Origin of the sequence: Methylocaldum sp. GT1BB (assembly GCF_051027545.1) — a bacterium.
Classification (GTDB): Bacteria; Pseudomonadota; Gammaproteobacteria; order Methylococcales; family Methylococcaceae; genus Methylocaldum.
Genome location: NZ_CP194902.1, coordinates 1,551,324 through 1,567,967 on the forward strand (window position 1 = coordinate 1,551,324; position 16,644 = coordinate 1,567,967).

The following is a 16,644-nucleotide window of genomic DNA, read 5'->3' on the forward strand; positions in this document are numbered from 1 at the left end:
TCGGTGGGTTACGGCCTCACGGCCTAACCCACCCTACAAAAATGAGCTCCTTATTGAAAGCGATTTGGAATAAATCGGAGAAGGAAGATTTGTTAAAACGTTATCTTCCCGTAGACGGTGGCATAGGGAGAATTGTCCCGCAGCCGTTTGTAAGTGACTTGCGGATACCAGGTTCCGCTGGTGGTGGGGAGTGTCGTCAACACGTCGAAGCGCTGACCGGGAGAGATGTCTACGCTGGTGACGGTTTTCGGGGTCGGCAGGGCGCGGCCGCCCTGGACATAGATCGTGAAAGACTTGAGGTTTCCGGCGCTGTCCTTGATGGCGAAGGTGCCGTTGGTGGAGTGCAGCCCCACGAGTCGCAGCGCGACTTTCTTCGATGTCGCGGCGGCAAGCGATATCGCGGGCGAGGAGGCGGCTTTTCCTCCTTGCCGCTTCGGCCCGGCCGAACAGGGCTACCAGGCACCAGGGCATGATATGTCTTAGTTTTAGTTGTTTTCGTTTTTCCATGTTTCTTACTCTTTTTGGCAGAAAACTCAGCACGGACATTTCGATATGTTTTTCGCCTCGCCACGGCTCTCCCCTGAGCTGATCCAAGAAGCGTGGGTTGACAATCCTTTGTCGAAAAAGGCGTCTGGCCGACAATAAGGTCAAATTGGCATATCACGAGACCGCGAGTGCAGAATTTCTCCGACCGATTGGTCCGAATTCCCGAACTGACCGCACGTTGGCGTTCCGGGGGCTTGAGCGATGCCGCCTATGCGGCGCTGTATTTCTTTATCTGGCAGATCGGGATGCACGGACCGCGTTTCGCGTCGCGCAAGGTCAAGAGCGATCCGAGGCCGGACGCATCAAGCTGGCTGGCGGATTTCGACCGATCGGCCGGAAGCGAATTGGAGCGGGTGCTGGTCGATCGGATCGAGCGTTATCACTTTTTCGGTCTTATCCCGAATGCTTCGGTGGCGCTCTCGGCGTGGTTGCGCGGCGAATGGCCCCTACTGCTGACCGAGCGGATTCCGCCGCCCGGAGAAGTCCTTGAGATGCAGGCGACGGGCCGGCGGCCGGTCACGGTCGTGGCCGATTATCCGCGGCTCTTGCGGCCGGTTCTCAAGAAGCCGAACGGTTTCGCTTTTTTCGTGCACGACCTCGAACATGCCTTCAAGTTCTTCCACGACCCCAATGTCCACGACGGACAGAGGAAATTTTTCGGGTTGCTTCGGGAGACGGTTCGGCAGGGTTTATTCAGTCCCTATCTGGGCGATAAGGTTTTTGCGGAGAAGTTCGATTACCTGATCAGCGACATGAATACCCACGTGATTCACAGCCTGCGCTTCCTGGGCGCGATTCTGATCGAGTGCATCTTGCGCCGGGAAGGGAAGGCGCCGCATGAAACGCTGTCGTCCGCAGCCGGGGACGAGTTAGCCGAACTGCTGCAAACCCTGAGCCGTTGCTGGGCGTTTTCGCCGGCCGCCGAGAAAGCGATGCTGCGTCTCATCGACGGCGGGTTCGGCGAGGCCGATGCGGCTTTGATCGAGCGGGCGGTCTCGCGGGCCTCGTAGGGCGGGTTAGGCCGGAAGGCCGTAACCCGCCGAAGAACCCCACACCGGCGGGTTACGCGGAGCCTGTCCTGAGCTTCGTCGAAGGGCTAACCCGCCCTACAGCGAACGTTCATTTGAATGCCCTCGGGAATTACGCCGTTTCCACAACAGCCGCCTTGATTCCCGGCTCTTCGGGCCGTTCGATGACCAGCGCGGGCCGGGTTTCGCGAGCGCCGATGGTCGCCAGATCCCAGATCAGCAGAACCAGGCCGACGGCGGTGACGATTCCGAAAATCAGCCGCCAAAACATGGCCTGCGTGAACCAGGGGTGGGTCTGGGCGGCGAAATAACCGCTCCAGGTCGAGCCTTCGATAGCACGTTCGATGAACGATTGCTCGTAGCCGGCGATGAGCAGGGCCACGGTCATGCCGACCACGCCGAGATTCAAGAGGACCATCGACCATTTCCACTTCCAGCCGTTGTCGGCGAGATTGGCGCCCATCCACACATTGCCGCGCCACTGTTGTACCGCGAGATAGAAGAAGGCGATATTGATCGTGGCGTAAGCCCCGAAGAACGACAAATGGCCGTGGGAAGCCGTCCATTGAGTGCCGTGGGTGTAGAGATTGATTTGCGGCAGGGTGTGCATGAAGCCCCAGACGCCGGCGCCGAAAAAATTGCCGAAAGTGTGCGCGATCACCCAGCCCAGCGCGGGATGATTGGTGCTCTTGAACTTGTGGACGCCGGCGTCATAGATGGAGTGCACCACCATGGCGACCAGCGGAATCGGCTCCAGGGCGGAGAAGAAGCCGCCGATGGGGAACCAGTACTCGGGGGTGCCGATCCAGAAATAGTGATGGCCCAGCCCCAGGATGCCCGAACCGAACATCAGCGCCACCTCGATGTACAGCCAGGTCTGGACGATCTTGCGCCGGGCGCCCAGGAGCTTCATCAGGCTCCAGGCCATGATGCAGCCGACCAGCACCTCCCAGGTCGCTTCCACCCAGAGATGGACCACCCACCACCACCAATAGTGATCCACGGTCACGTTGGTGGTGTAGAACATCCCCGCCAGATAGAGACCGACCAGGGCGACCAGATCGAGTGTGAGCACGCCGGAGACGCCGGACCAGCGGCCCTTGGAAAAGGTGCCCGCGACGTTGTAGAAGAACACCAGCATGCCGGCGACGATGCCGATATCCGCCCACCGAGGTGCCTCGATGTATTCGCGCCCTTCGTTGATCAGCCACCGGGTGGTATCGTCGCCCGCGCCGATTTGCAGGAACAGATACACCAGCACGACGACGCCGACCGCGGCCGTCAGCACCCAGAAGGCGATCTCCCCGAGCTTGAGCCCGACGATCTCGACTCCGCTCTCTTCTTCGAGAAACCAGTAGACGGCCCCGATGAACCCGTACAGCATCCACACGATCATCGCGTTGATGTGGAGCATGCGGTTCACGCTGAAATCCAGGGTTTCGAACAGAAAGCCGGGAGCGAGGAACTGAACGGCGGCGAGCAGGCCGAACAGGATTTGCGCCACGAAAAGAACCATCGCGACAATAAAATATTTCACCGCGAGCTTTTGTCCGCCATTGAGATTTCGACTGTCAAGGACTCCGACGCTCATTATTGGTTCTCCTGTGCGTATAGGGTCTTGAAGTTATGAGGAAAGCCGTTGGTGTCGATGGCCGCGGTCCATTTGAGAAAAGCGATCAGTCCCCTGGCCTCGTCTTCGGTGATGCCGAGGTCGGGCATCCTGCGCCCGGTGCCGTACGACCTGGCGTTGCCGGCCGGGTCCTGGAGGAAAGCCAGCATCAGCGTCTCGCGGTTGGTTTCGTCCACCCAATTCGGATCCAGCCAGGACTTGGTCAGGTCGGGCGCGTAGTAGGCGCCGTTCCCCAGAATCGTATGGCAGTTGATGCAGTTCTTCGCCTGAAAGGTCTTCTTGCCGAGGGTCACGAGCTTTTCCGCCTCTTCGTCGCTCAAGGTCTTGCCGAACAGAGGCGCATCGCTTTCGACAACCGGTACGTAGCGGTTCAGCTTGGCGTTGAGACGGTAATCGATCTTCTTGTTGATGACGCTGTAGGCGGGTACGCGCGCGGTGCTGCCGGCCGACACCTTGGCCATCGAGTCGAAGGTCAGGACGATCAGCAGCAGAAACGAAACCGCCGTCACCCAGATGGCGGTTTTCTTCCAAAACGTTTCGGATGCCCATAGAGGCGTGGTGTTCACGATTGTTCCCCCTCTTGTTGTTGGTTGATGATCGGACGATCGTGTTCGGAGTGTTCGCCGGCATGAGTGACCGTGCATAGCCGCCAGATCGCCTGAGGCGCGGCGAAGTAGCCGATCAGCATGAGGCCGGCGATGATGCGCCAAAAGCCTTCGAAATGGGATGTTTCCGCCAACAGCCAAACCGAGACGGCCAGAACGCCGTAGCTGACATAGGCCAAAATCAAGAATCCGGGACGGCGCGTCAGCTTGCCCCAGGCTAAAAGCGCGGCATAAGAGGCGCCAGCGAGGATGATCGTAGCGGCCGAGAAGACGTTAACGAAGAAATCGTCGAGCGCGACCGGTTCGATCATCGGCGGTGCAAGGATGTCCGCTTGTGTGCGTTCAACCGGGAGCGCTACACGTCCAACGATTCATCGTCGTCATATTCGTCGAATCCATCGCCGGAGTCGTCGAAGCCGGAATCGGAAGCCGGTTCGTCAGCGTTGTAGTACTCGTTGATGGTGATGTTTTCGACGTTTTCAGGAGAAGTCGATGCCGAATCGAGGAATCCGCCGCCGGAACCGTGGTGCAAAAGGTTTTCGATGCCGTGGAACAGAAACGCGCCGCCCGCGATTCCGGCCGCAGTCGCTGCCGCCGTACCTAAGAAACTCATGGCGGAGCTTTGTCCGGCCATATTCGTAGCATGGGGCGATGCCGGCGGTCCACCGGCAGGCGGCATGGACGCTGGCCGGTTGGGGGATGTGCCCCAAGGGTCCGCACCCAGAAAACCGCTCGCTTGGGAGCTTTTAACCTGCAATTGATTGATCTGATTTTGCAGTTGCTCGATTTGGGCCTTGGCGGCATTCAGCGCTCTTTCCTGCAACAGCGCTTTCTGTACGAGCAGATAAACGGCATCGGGTTGTTGTGCCGTGGCCTGATTGATGAGAGTGTCGGCTTCCGGATCTTTGCTGGATACTTTAATTTGCTTGAGCTGGTCGAGGAAATTGGTCAGCAGACGTCGTTCTTCGGTGTGCATCAGGGTCTCCGCGTCGGAATATGTTGAATGATGCTGAAGTTAAGGATTTGTCAAACATTTTACAAGGTCTGACGGACGGCGCCGCTGTCGTGCGCCAGGGCAATCAATGAAATGGTTCTAAAGGAGAAATCAGCATGGCTACTGTACTGGTAACCGGTTCCAATCGTGGCATCGGTCTCGAATTTTGCAGGCAATACGCTGATGCGGGCTGGAAAGTTCTGGCGTGTTGCCGCCGTCCCGAGCAAGCGTCGGATTTGCAGGGTTTGGCCATCCATCATCCGTCGGTTTCCATTCATCAGTTGGACCTCGGAAATTTCGACCAGGTCGATGCGCTGGCGCACGCCCAGGCGTCCGAAACGATCGACGTGTTGATCAATAACGCCGGAATCTACGGCGACTCCGGCCGGAATGTCCTTGGGGCGCTCGATTACGAGCTTTGGGCGCGGGTTCTGAAGATCAATGCGGAGGCGCCGGTCAAGATGACCGAGGCGTTTCTTCCCCATGTTTCGCGCAGTGAGCGCAAGTTGGTGGTCGCCATAACCAGCCTCATGGGCAGCATGGCCGATAACTCGAGCGGCGGCGCAATCATGTACCGCACCAGTAAGGCCGCGCTGAATGCCGCCATGAAGAGCCTTGCGATCGATCTCAAGCCCCGCGGGGTAGGTGTGATGATTTTGCATCCCGGCTGGGTGAAGACCGACATGGGCGGTTCAAACGCGCCGACGTCGCCGGCCGAAAGCGTCGCAGGCATGCGGCGGACGATCGAAGGTTTCGCTCTCCGCGACTCGGGGCGGTTCCTGGATTTTCGCGGACGCGAACTTCCCTGGTGAAGAAAGACGGCAAGCGTGTCATTTGAAAAAACACGGACCTTTGCCTACGCTTCATGGAACACGGGAAGATCGAAGCGAAGCTTCGAGGTGAAAGAACTTTCTCGTTGCTATGGTCACGAAAATCACTGTTTGCCAGCAAGGGGCCACTCATGTCGAGATCAATAAGAACCATTTTCCTTTCGGCGACGGCGGCGCTGGTCATGTCGTCCGCGTCGATGGCTTCGGACAATTACGGTCATGACGTGGGCATGAAATTGGGTTCGGGGCTGAGCAATCTGGCCATGGGATGGGTCGAGTTCCCCAAGAACATGATCAATACCACGAACGAAACCAACGTCATTTTTGGGCTCTCCGGCGGGTTTCTGAAAGGCGGGTTGCACACTCTAGGCCGTATCGCGTCCGGCCTCGTCGATGTCATTACCTTTCCCTTGCCTACGCAACCGATCACGAAACCTACCTTCGTGTGGCAAGACTTCGGCGTCGAAACGCAGTATGGTCCCGTCTTTCAGTTGAAAGATTAAGTCGGAGCGCGGCGGACCGTTGGTCAAGGTCCGCCTTTCTCGAAGCAAGAAGGGGTGACCGAGGTTCTCCCGGCATGGAGCGCCGACTCACCCCAGCCCTCATGTCCGTCCCCAGCGTTGTCTCCGGCCGATTTAAGGCGGAGTCGATCCCGTCATTGATAATTCTCGATTCGAAATCATACCGGTCATAATAGGTCCAAGTAGGTAAAGCACAATCAGCCGCGTTGACCGGTCTAATTATCTTATCAGCCTGGAATTCGAGCGGTTTTCCGAATCATCGAAATCGCCGCCGACAACATGGAACGCGGGAATTCACTGATTGGCGTCATTTGATCGCTAGCTATATTTCAGATCCAGGACGGACAGATGGTTTTGTCTGAATAGGTTGGTATATGCCAAAGGAAAAAAAGAGCAATCCAGCATCGATGTTTCCGGATGGGATGTCCGGATTCAAGTCGATAGACCGGTTTACCCGAACCTTGCTGGACGGCTTCGACGACGCGGTGTGCATGCTCGACGAGGCAGGCAACGTCGTTTTCATGAATCGGGCAGCGGAGGAGTTGTTCGGCTATTCCGAAGAAGAGCTTCGGGGACGATCCGTGTTTTCGGAACTGGAGGTGCCGGCGGAATCAACGCCGCTCCGCTGGGATCGCAAGCCTACGACGGTTGCGCAGGAACGTTTCTTCAATACCAATGAGACTCGGTTCCGCCGCAAGGACGGAACGGTATTTGGTGCCCGGTATAGACTCACGCCTCTAAAGGAAGACGGCGTCCGTATGAACCTTCTTCACCTGACCTGCATCGGTCCGTGCGAGAAGCGCGACGGCGTATTCGATACGGAGTCCAATCTCAGGGCGATACTCGACACCATCAGCGACGGCGTCATCGTCATTAACGATGTCGGGATTATTCAATTGCTCAACCCGGCCGCCGAGCGATTGTTCGGATACAAACGGGAGGAACTGATCGGGGAGAACGTCAACCGGCTCATGCCGTCGCCTTATCACGAAGAGCACGACGGCTATCTCGCCAATTACCGCAAGACCGGCATCAAGAAGATTATCGGTACCGGCCGCGAAGTCGCCGGTCAGCGCAAGGACGGCAGCGTTTTCCCGATGTATCTCTCCATCGGCGAGCTTCGGCAAGGGAATCGCCGCTTATTCGTCGGCATCACCCACGATTTGACTCGGCGAAAAAAGAACGAGGAATACCTGTCGATTCTGTCCGGTGCGGTGGAGCAAAGCCCGAACGCGATCATGATTGCCGATCTCGAAGGTCGCATCACCTTTGTGAACCGGGCCTTTTGCCGCCTGACCGGATACAGCGCCGACGAAGTCATCGGTCTGAACCCGCGGCTGTTGCAGTCGGGCCAGACGCCGCAGGGGGTTTACCGGCGGCTGTGGGAAACGATTCGGGCCGGCAAAGAGTGGCAGGGAGAGATTCAAGACCGGAAAAAATCGGGCGAACTGTATTGGGCGCTCGAAACGATCACCCCGATCCGCGATGCTTCCGGCAAGGTCACCCGTTATCTCGCGACCCAGCGGGACATCACCGAGCAGAAGCGCGCCAAGGAAGCGTTGCAGGAGAGCGAAGAGCGCTTTCGGCAAGTCGCGGAGATGGTCGGCGAGTGGTTGTGGGAGCAGGACCCGGAAGGCCGTTACGTTTACAGCAGCGGCTCGGTCTATACCATCCTCGGCTTGAAGCCCGAAGAAATCATCGGCAAGCGCTACCTGGATCTCCTGACTCCCGAGGATCGGCAACACTGGGCCGAGACCTTGCCGCCGACCGAGCGCGTTCACGAGGGTTTTTACAGGCTCATCAATCATTACCGCCACCGGGACGGACACGAGGTTTTCACCGAATCCACCGGCGCCCCGATATTCGACGACGAGGGACAGGTCGTCAAATGGCGCGGCATGGATCTGGATATTACGGCGCGCAAGCGAGCCGAGGATACCCTGCGCTTGCGCGAGCGAGCCATCGAAGCGGCGAGTGTCGGTATCGTGATCGCCGACGCCCGGCAGCCGCATTACCCGAATATTTACGTCAACCCGGCGTTGAGCCGGATTACCGGCTATTCGCGCGAGGAGTTGCTGGGACGAAACCTCAAGATATTGCAGGGTCCGGAAACCGAAGAAGCCGCTAAAGAGACGATTCGCCAAGCATTGAGGCAAGGAACCAGTTGCGAGGTCGTGTTGCGAAATTACCGGAAGAACGGAACTCCCTTCTGGAATGAGCTGCTGCTGTCGCCGGTGCGGGATGGACAGGGTGTCGTCACCCACTACATCGGCATTCAGACCGATGTGACCGAGCGCCGGCGGGCGGAAGAGGAACGGCACGAACTCGAAATCGCCAAGCACATTCAGCTCTCGCTGCTGCCGAAAAGACCGCTGCGGCTTCCGATGGCCGAGATCGCCGGGGTCTGCGTCCCGGCGAGCCACGTCGGCGGCGATTATTTCGATTACTTCCATTACGATGGAAATGCCGATATCGTCGTGGCCGACGTATCGGGCCATAGCGTCGGTGCCGCTCTCATCATGACCGAAATGCGCAGCACCTTGAAAGCCGAGACCCGAAGGACGCCGGACAATCCGGCTCCGCAGAGCGCCGCCGAGGTGTTGCGGGCACTCAACCATCTCCTTTACGAGGATTTGAGTGCGGCCGAGCTTTTCATCACGATGTTCTATCTGAAATACGATCTCGGAGAACGCCTGCTGCGCTATGCCAACGCCGGACACAACCGCGCCTTGTTGCGGAGGCAGCGGGATTGGACCGTTAGCGAACTGGACGCGGAAGGACTGATCCTCGGCGTCAAGCGGGACGTGTTTTTCGAGGAAAAAAGCCTCATTCTGGAGGCGGGCGACCGATTGCTGCTCTACACCGACGGCGTGATCGAGGCGCAGAACGAACAGGGAGAATTCTTCGGCATTTCGCGATTGTGCAACATCTTCGCCGCCGACCGCTCGGAATCGCCGGAAGCGACCATTCGAAAACTGATGAGCGAGCTGCGGACCTTCAGCGGGGAGAACGAGTTCGCGGACGACATCACCATGGTGAATTTACAGGTTCGCTGAGCGGGCAAACTTCGCTTGGTGCGTCCGGTTCGCCCGGCTCCAAGGGATGCTGGCCTTTTCGTTGTAGCGATGTGGCTCTCGTAGGTCGCGATCAGGCGGAGCCGTTCCCCGACAGGCGCGTTATGCTCGGCGCGCGGATTTGTTCAGAGCTTTCTTAACTTAGCCTTACCTTGGTTGATTTCTTATGCGCATGGTATTAAAACGCCCGATTACTGTCGTCTTTTTCGCCCTGATCTTGGCAAGCTGCGCGGAATCCGAGACGAAAACGTCTATGCAGACGGCATCCCGCCCCTCGGATTACGCCCGCGGCAAGTATGTGTATAGCGCCTTCTGTGCCGAGTGCCATGATTCCGGCCGAGACGGGGCCCCCATGCTGGACGATTCCGAAGCCTGGGAATCGCGGACCCTGGAATTGCCGTCGCTGCTGACGGATCATGCGACCAAAGGTTTTTTGGGCATGCCGGAAAAAGGCGCCCATTCCGATTTAAGCGACGACGCCGTTCGAGATGCGGTCCATTACATGATCAGGCAGATTGCGAGCGGCGATTAGCTGCCGAATGGGTGGCGCAATGCCGACCTCGCCGCCGGGATTTTCGGGAACGGTGCAATTACTTCGGTCAGAAGGGGGCAAATCGGCCCGAGTGATGAAACTTCTACTTTAACTTTGGGGTCTTATCGAGGTTCGTCAATTTAGGTAACTCTACTTACCGGCAAGGAGTGCTTTCAACAGGGAGCGCACTCAAATCAAACGGTTTTTGTTGAACAGCTACGTCATAGCGGTACTCGGCACCTTGGCCGTATCGCTCATTCTGGCGTTTTTCAATCCGGTTTTCGCCGGATCTCCGCCGCTGCTGCTGTTTTTGGTTGCGGTACTGCCGGCGGCTTGGCGCGGGGGGCTCGGTCCGGGGCTTCTTGCCACTGCCCTGAGTACTTTTGTCGGCATGTACTTCTTGGTCGAGCCCAGTTATTCGCTGGATATCGCTGAAACCGCCGAAAGACTGCGTTTGCTCCTGCTGTTCAGCGTCGGAATGCTGCTCAGCCTGGTGCTCGATCGCTTGAAAAAATCGGAGGCCCGGGCGCGCGAAGCGGTGATCGATCGCGAGAAGGAGCTGAAGAGAGAAATCGTCGACCATTGGGAGACCGAGCAAAAGCTGAAGGATGGCGAAACCTTTGCCCGCAAGGTGCTGATGTCTTCCCTGAACGGTCTTTACATCTACGACATAAAGACCGGTACCGATACCTTCATCAACGCCCAGTATACGAGGCTCACCGGCTATACGCTCGATGATCTCAAGGCCCTGCCCGGGCCGGCGTTTTTCGCCTTGTTTCACCCGGACGACCAGGCGCGAGTCGTCGCCCATCTGGAGAATCTTACGCGCATCGCGGATGGTGACGTTTCGGAAATCGAATACCGCTTCAAAACCGCGGACGGCCGTTGGATATGGTGCTTGTCGCGCGATGCGGTTTTTTCGCGGGATGCCGATGGGACGGTCCGCCAATGTATCGGGGCGTTCCTGGATATCACGGAGCGCAAGCAAGCGGAAGAAGCGCTGCGCGAGTCGGACCGCCGCAAGGACGAATTTCTGGCCATGTTGGGGCACGAGCTCCGGAATCCCTTGGCGCCGATTCGAAACGCCGTAAAGGTGATGAAGAAGGTCGGTCTGCCCCATCCCAAGCTAGCTTGGGCGAGCGACGTCATCGACCGGCAAGTCAACCAACTGGCGCACTTGGTGGACGATCTTCTCGATGTTTCCCGCATCGTCCAGGGCAAAATCACCTTGCATAAGACCACGGTCGAAGTGGATAAAGTGATCGAGCTGGCGCTCGAAACCGCCCGCCCGCTGATCGAGGCCCGCCATCACGAACTCAAGCTCACGCTGCCCGAGGCCCCTCTGCGGCTGGACGGGGATGCCATACGCCTGGCGCAAGTCGTGGGCAATCTGCTCAACAACGCCGCGAAGTATACGCCGGATGGCGGGACGATCTGGGTGACGGCCGCTCGGAAAAACGGCGAAGCGATTATTTCGGTGCGCGACACCGGCGAAGGTATTCCGAAAAACTTGTTGCCCAAGCTCTTCAAGCTTTTCACGCAAGCCGAACGCACCTTGGACCGCGCGCAAGGAGGCTTGGGGCTGGGCCTGACCATCGTGCAGAAAATCGTCGAATTGCATGGCGGCTGGGTCGAAGCCAAAAGCGAAGGTCCCGGCAGGGGAAGCGAATTTATCGTATATCTACCGGCTTTAGCGCCGGCTCTCGAGACCGATTCGCTGTTTAGGGAAGCCGTGAACAAATCCGAAAGCCTTTCGGGTTGACTGTCACGGCGGGCCGGCAAGTACGGCGACAACTTTGTCCAGCCTCGGATGCCTATAAGTAAAGTCCATTCGGGAGCAGGAGCATGATTCGACTCGTATTCGAAAGCAGTGACCCGGGATACGCCATAACGCTTGGCCCAGCGCCTTTATTCCGGGTCGGTGGTAATTTCATCCGGCAAGGACCGGAAAAATCCGTCGTGGCGAGATACCGGAACCATTTCTGGGAAGTTCAGGAGCGGCACTTCACGCGCTACGATTGTCTGGATAGCGCATCGATCCATTTCGAGGATATTGCCGGCGATCCGTCGGAATCGTTCGGGCCGTTTGTTCGCTTTTGGGTCGCCGACGGGGCGCTTTATGCGGAAAGAAATCTCTTCGCCAAATTCGTGGAAGAATCCCAGCTCTGGCATTGTTATCCGACCGACACCTATTGGCCGATCATGGTGATTACCCAGGCCGACCGGGCCGATTAGTTTTTCTCCGGGCAAAAACTTCACATTCGGGCGGCGGTCGTAAATTTATCGGCTGTCGGAATTCTTGTGTCAGAGAGCTATGTGGGTGCTGGCCATGTTGCAACTCGCAAGGGAGGTGGGTCGAGTCGATGAGCCGCATCATGCCTTTACGAGCGATTGCTGTATTCATCGCGGCATTTCTCTTCGGCTGCGGGCGGCCGGATTCCGATTCGATCCGTCTGACCGGCTGGATCGCATCGCCGATCGAAGAAAATCTGACGCGGACGTTCATCGACACTTTCGAGCAACGGCATCCCGGCCTTCCGGTCCGGTACGAGCCGATCACGGCCAATTACATGGACAAGCTGCTGCTCATGCTGGCCACCGGGACCGCGCCGGATGTGGTGATGATCGAGGCTTTCTGGATTCCGCTGCTGGTCGAGTATGACGTTTTGCTGCCGCTCGACGGTTTCCTTGTCCGTGACCCCGGCTTTTTTCCGGACGACTTCGAGCCGATGCTGCTCGATGCGTTTCGTTCCAACGGCGCGTTGTACGGATTGCCCAAGGATTATTCGACCCTGGCGCTTTATTTCAACCCGGCGATGTTCGCCGAAGCCGGACTCGCGGAACCTCCGAGGACTTGGGAAGAATTCGCCGAGTACGCCCGGCGGCTCACCCGCGATACCGACGGCGACGGCAGCGTCGACCAGTACGGATACAGCCATGCCGAAGACCTCGAATATTCGCTGCCCTTCGTCTGGCAGAACCGGGGCGAATATCTCGACGCGCAAGGCCGCGCCGCTTTCGGCGAACCCGCCTTCGCGGAAGCGCTGGGTTTCCTTCAGCGGATGAAGACGGACGGCATCGCCGTCATGCCTTCCGACGTCGGAGCGGCCTGGAACATGGACGCTTTCGGCCGCCGCCGCGTCGCCATGGCGATCTCGGGACTCTGGGCGGCGAATTTCCTGAACGAGACCCATGCAGGCACCCCATATCGGGCGGCTTTGCTGCCCGCCGGAAAGAAGGCGGCTTCGGTCGCGTTCGTGGCCGGTTATGCCGTCCCCAAGCGGACCCGAAACCCGGATCGAGCATGGCAGCTGCTTCGTTATCTCACCGGCCGCGAAGGCGGGCGCATCTGGGTCAAATCCGATGTCGGCCTGCCGGCCCGGCGCTCGATTGCGCTGGAATCGAAGATCGAGCGCGATCCCTTGAAGCGGGTTTTTCTGCAAAGCCTCGATCATGCGCGGATTTGGCAATTCAGGGTGAACCAGCGAGTCCTGGACGAAACCCAGAGCGCGCTGCAAGCCATCTTTCTCACCGGCGCCGCGGTTCAATCGACGCTGGACGATTTGAAGCGCCGGGTGGAACGGGGAGGGCAGTTTCACGCCGATGTCCGAGGCCATGAGTCGCAAAGCCGGTCCGGGCCGCCCCGCTGACATGCCCGAGCGTCATCGCGAGGCTTGGGCCGCATTTTTCTTTCTGTCGCCGGGACTCGTCGTTCTTTCGCTGTTCGTGTTCGGCCCCCTGATTTTCATCTTCGTCGTCGCATTTTTCGACTGGAATCTTTTTCGGCCCGAACAGCATTTCCTCGGTGTCGCGAATTTCGTCGAATTGACGGGCGACGAGCTGTTTTTCGCCGCTCTGCGCAACACCACGGTCTATGTCCTGGGCGTGGTGCCGGCCCAGACTCTCTTGGCCTTGTTGCTGGCGCTCGCCGTCAACCAGAACATTCCGGCCCGTGGATTTTTTCGCGCGGCGTTTTACATCCCGGCCATCACTTCCTCGGTAGTGACGTCCATCATCTTTCTGTGGATCTACTCGAAGCCGGGTTTGCTCAATTACGTCCTGTCGCAGTTCGGAATCGTCGGGCCGGACTGGATCGGATCGCCCAAATATGCGCTCGGCGCAATCATGGCGCTCAACGTATGGTCGACCTCGGGGTATTTCATGGTGGCGTTTCTGGCCGGGCTACAGAGTATCCCGGCTTCGCTCTATGAAGCCGCCCGGATCGACGGCGCGAGTCCCTGGGCGCGCTTCCGGCACATCACGGTGCCGGGCCTCAAGCCCACGCTGTTTTTCGTGGTGACCCTCGGGATCATCGGCAGCTTTCAGGTGTTCGATCAAATCTACATGATGAGCGCGGGCGGGCCGGTCAATGCCACCACCACGCTCAGCTATTTCATCTATAACAGCGCCTTCCGGTATTTCCGCTTCGGCTATGCCGCGGCGGCCGCCGTGGTGTTGTTCGCGATCATACTGCTCGTCACCCGGATGCAGCGGAAGATCGTCCGTCCGGAAGCGCCGTGAACAGATCTCGGACCGTTCGAAACGCAATCCGGAGGTCGGCCGTCCTTGCGCTCTTGCTTGCGGCCACCGGCATTTTCACGCTCCCCTTTATTTGGTCCCTGTCCATCTCGTTTCAACCGCCGGGAGATGTTTTCAGTTGGCCGATCGAGCTCATTCCTGACGAGTTCACCTTGCAGAATTATCGGCGGCTCTGGACCGAAATTCCGTTCGCCCGGTGGCTGCTCAACAGCGGCGGCGTCGCGTTGGCGGTGACGCTGGCGAACCTTTTCTTCGACGCCCTCGCGGGCTATGCCTTCGCCCGCTTGCGCTTTCCGGGGCGGAACGTCCTATTCGCCCTGTTGCTGGCGACGCTGATGGTGCCCGCTCATGTAACCCTGGTGCCCAAATTCATGCTCTTGAATGCCCTGGGTCTGGTCAATACCTATACCGCGCTGGTCGCGCCGGCCATGGTTCAGGTGGTCGGCATTTTCCTGATGAAGCAGTTTTTCGAGTCCATCCCCAAGCAGCTGGAAGAGGCGGCCCGCATCGACGGCTGCAACCGATTCCAAGTGTTTTGGCGGGTGGTACTGCCGGCGTCCCGGCCCGCGCTGGCGGCGCTGGGCATCTATACCTTCCAGAGCAATTGGAACGAATTCCTGTGGCCGCTGGTCGTGACCACCACCAGCGACCGGTTCACCCTTCCGGTCGGCCTCGCCATGTTCCGCTACGAATTCAGGGTCGAATGGACCATGCTGATGGCGGGCGCCGTGCTCATCGCCCTTCCGACACTAATCATATTCCTGGTCTTCCAGCGCCTTTTCATTCAGGGCATCGCCACGAGTGGATTGAAAGGGTGAACACTAGAGCGTGGAGCTAGAGCGTTTTCTGGTTTGGCGTAGCGCCCCGAAGGTGCAGTAGATACCGTCTTAGAAATCACGATGCAAGCCCATGATTGGGATCGAACGGTCGGCCGGACTTAAGGACGCCGTAGGCCAGGACGAGGAGCTTGCGCATGGCGGCGCCGACGATGAGTTTGCCGTTCTTGCCTTGGGCTTTAAGGCGTTCGCAGAAGGCCCGGATCAGTGGGTTATGGCGCCAGGCGACGATGGCCGGCATATAAAGGGCCTTGCGGAGCAAGGCATCGCCGGTCTTGGACAGGCGGGTGTGGCCTTTCCACTTCCCGGACTGGTGCTCTTTGGGCGAGAGGCCCGCAAAGGCGGCGACGCTGCGCGCGTTTTCGAAGCGGTGAACGTCGCCCAGGGCGGCCAGCAGCACCGGGATGGTGGCGTCGCCCAAACCGGGGATGGTGTCGAGCAGGTCACGCCGTTGGCGGAGGTCCGGATCGTGGTCGATGTGCTCCCGGATGCGTTGTTGGGTAGCGGCGATCTCGGTGTCGAGGGTGGCGAGCACGGCTTCGATGGAGGGGCGTACGGTGGGGTCGGCCCCGTCCAGGCGGTTTTTTTCCATCTGCCGCATCTCGAGGAGGCTCTCGAGCCGACGCACTAAGAGCCTATCCCAGTAGACCCGTTGCCCGCCAAGTAATGATGCCGCAGGCCAAGTGCAGCATGGCAAGATAGGTGTCGGTTCGTTTTTCCCAGCGGATCAAAATCCGGCGGAATCGGTTGAGCCAGCTGTGGGTCCGTTCGACCACCCAGCGCCGCGCCTTGAAACCGGCTTCCTTCTTGATCGCTTCGGCCTCCTCACCGCGCGCTCGAATGTGAGCGGTAAACTGAAAGGCCTTGGCCAAGTCCCTCACCTCGTCATAGTCATAGCCTTTGTCCAGGCACAAGCCTTGCGGCTGCTCCGGCGTGGGTACAGGGCGCGGGACGCCGATGGCCGCCAAGGTGGACCGCGCCAGCTTCAGGTCGTGCCGATTGGCGCCGGCAATCACCACACTCAGCGGCAGGCCCGCGCCATCGGTTAACAGGCTTCGCTTCGCACCTTGTTTGCCCCGGTCGGTCGGATTCGGTCCCGTTTTTTTGAACCCGCCAACGGCGCTTTCGTCATGGCCCCATCCATGGCCAACCACGACCAGTCCAAGCCCTTCAACGCATCATAAGTCAGCAGTCCTTCGCGCCAGAACGCCTGGAACACCCCGGCTTCGGTCCACTCGACAAAGCGGCGATGGGCCGAACTGCTGGAGCAAATCCCGGTGGCGTTCAGCGCATTCCACTGACACCCGGTCCGGAGCACAAACAAGATCGCATTCATCGCCTGTCGGTCCGGCACCCGCGGGTTATGGCACCCGAGCGGATGCGGTTTACGCGGCGGCAAGAGCGGTTCCATCCGTTCCCACAGCTCATCCGGAATGCGCCAGCCATCATCTTTCGTCACCATTCCCATAAGAGCCCCTCTTGACTCGAAATTTCGGCATTAGAGGTCGC

At 58.9% G+C, this 16,644-nt stretch carries 16 protein-coding genes and 1 pseudogene; 10 read left to right on the forward strand and 7 right to left on the reverse strand.

Going from position 1 to position 16,644, the window contains the following annotated elements:
- Window positions 1-92 precede the first annotated feature (92 nt).
- A complete protein-coding gene (locus tag ACR2TX_RS08285; protein ID WP_434131772.1) occupies window positions 93-353 on the reverse strand; it encodes a hypothetical protein in 261 nt (86 codons plus the stop codon).
- Between the two features lie 321 nt (window positions 354-674).
- Between ACR2TX_RS08285 and ACR2TX_RS08290 the strand changes: the two genes are divergently transcribed.
- Entirely contained in the window at window positions 675-1,556 is an 882-nt protein-coding gene (locus tag ACR2TX_RS08290) for a hypothetical protein (RefSeq protein ID WP_434111101.1), read from the forward strand.
- Window positions 1,557-1,686: 130 nt separating this feature from the next.
- On the opposite strand, the gene ACR2TX_RS08295 is transcribed toward ACR2TX_RS08290, so the two are convergent.
- The 4 genes from ACR2TX_RS08295 to ACR2TX_RS08310 are packed head-to-tail and all read right to left on the reverse strand — an operon-like array spanning window position 1,687 to window position 4,785.
- Complete coding sequence (locus ACR2TX_RS08295) at window positions 1,687-3,165, reverse strand: cbb3-type cytochrome c oxidase subunit I (protein ID WP_156881111.1); 1,479 nt, start codon at window positions 3,163-3,165, stop codon at window positions 1,687-1,689.
- Entirely contained in the window at window positions 3,165-3,770 is a 606-nt protein-coding gene (locus ACR2TX_RS08300; RefSeq protein WP_240502393.1) for a c-type cytochrome, read from the reverse strand. Before ACR2TX_RS08300 ends, ACR2TX_RS08295 begins: the two co-directional genes overlap by 1 nt.
- Window positions 3,767-4,120 (reverse strand): hypothetical protein, encoded by a 354-nt coding sequence (locus ACR2TX_RS08305; RefSeq protein ID WP_077728598.1) that lies wholly within the window; start codon window positions 4,118-4,120, stop codon window positions 3,767-3,769. Before ACR2TX_RS08305 ends, ACR2TX_RS08300 begins: the two co-directional genes overlap by 4 nt.
- A gap of 44 nt (window positions 4,121-4,164) precedes the next feature.
- Window positions 4,165-4,785 (reverse strand): DUF2076 domain-containing protein, encoded by a 621-nt coding sequence (locus tag ACR2TX_RS08310; protein WP_077728599.1) that lies wholly within the window; start codon window positions 4,783-4,785, stop codon window positions 4,165-4,167.
- Between the two features lie 134 nt (window positions 4,786-4,919).
- Between ACR2TX_RS08310 and ACR2TX_RS08315 the strand changes: the two genes are divergently transcribed.
- The 9 genes from ACR2TX_RS08315 (at window position 4,920) to ACR2TX_RS08355 (ending at window position 15,117) form a co-directional block, all read left to right on the forward strand.
- A complete protein-coding gene (locus ACR2TX_RS08315; protein ID WP_434131775.1) occupies window positions 4,920-5,615 on the forward strand; it encodes an SDR family oxidoreductase in 696 nt (231 codons plus the stop codon).
- Between the two features lie 149 nt (window positions 5,616-5,764).
- On the forward strand, window positions 5,765-6,136 hold the full coding sequence (locus ACR2TX_RS08320; protein ID WP_077728601.1) for an exosortase system-associated protein, TIGR04073 family: 372 nt from the start codon (window positions 5,765-5,767) through the stop codon (window positions 6,134-6,136).
- Between the two features lie 392 nt (window positions 6,137-6,528).
- Window positions 6,529-9,210: a PAS domain S-box protein gene (locus tag ACR2TX_RS08325; protein ID WP_240507079.1), complete on the forward strand. Its 2,682-nt coding sequence runs from the start codon at window positions 6,529-6,531 to the stop codon at window positions 9,208-9,210.
- Between the two features lie 271 nt (window positions 9,211-9,481).
- The gene (locus tag ACR2TX_RS08330) at window positions 9,482-9,760 is read left to right on the forward strand and encodes a c-type cytochrome (RefSeq protein ID WP_166642648.1); all 279 of its coding nucleotides are present in this window, start codon (window positions 9,482-9,484) and stop codon (window positions 9,758-9,760) included.
- Between the two features lie 208 nt (window positions 9,761-9,968).
- Window positions 9,969-11,522, forward strand: coding sequence for a PAS domain-containing sensor histidine kinase (locus ACR2TX_RS08335; RefSeq protein ID WP_434131778.1), 1,554 nt, complete (start codon window positions 9,969-9,971; stop codon window positions 11,520-11,522).
- A gap of 83 nt (window positions 11,523-11,605) precedes the next feature.
- Window positions 11,606-11,995 (forward strand): hypothetical protein, encoded by a 390-nt coding sequence (locus ACR2TX_RS08340; RefSeq protein WP_077728604.1) that lies wholly within the window; start codon window positions 11,606-11,608, stop codon window positions 11,993-11,995.
- 140 nt (window positions 11,996-12,135) lie between these two features.
- Window positions 12,136-13,410, forward strand: coding sequence for an ABC transporter substrate-binding protein (locus tag ACR2TX_RS08345; RefSeq protein WP_434131781.1), 1,275 nt, complete (start codon window positions 12,136-12,138; stop codon window positions 13,408-13,410).
- Window positions 13,376-14,281 carry a carbohydrate ABC transporter permease gene (locus ACR2TX_RS08350; protein WP_434131782.1) on the forward strand — a complete coding sequence of 302 codons (906 nt, stop codon included), beginning with the start codon at window positions 13,376-13,378 and terminating at the stop codon, window positions 14,279-14,281. Before ACR2TX_RS08345 ends, ACR2TX_RS08350 begins: the two co-directional genes overlap by 35 nt.
- Entirely contained in the window at window positions 14,278-15,117 is an 840-nt protein-coding gene (locus ACR2TX_RS08355; RefSeq protein ID WP_205781118.1) for a carbohydrate ABC transporter permease, read from the forward strand. The genes ACR2TX_RS08350 and ACR2TX_RS08355 overlap by 4 nt, the downstream gene beginning before the upstream one ends.
- A gap of 76 nt (window positions 15,118-15,193) precedes the next feature.
- On the opposite strand, the gene ACR2TX_RS08360 is transcribed toward ACR2TX_RS08355, so the two are convergent.
- Together ACR2TX_RS08360 and ACR2TX_RS08365 are read right to left on the reverse strand one after the other, a co-directional pair.
- The gene (locus ACR2TX_RS08360) at window positions 15,194-15,727 is read right to left on the reverse strand and encodes an IS110 family transposase (protein WP_434131784.1); all 534 of its coding nucleotides are present in this window, start codon (window positions 15,725-15,727) and stop codon (window positions 15,194-15,196) included.
- 43 nt (window positions 15,728-15,770) lie between these two features.
- Window positions 15,771-16,597: pseudogene (locus ACR2TX_RS08365) on the reverse strand (IS5 family transposase).
- Between the last annotated feature and the right edge of the window lie 47 nt (window positions 16,598-16,644).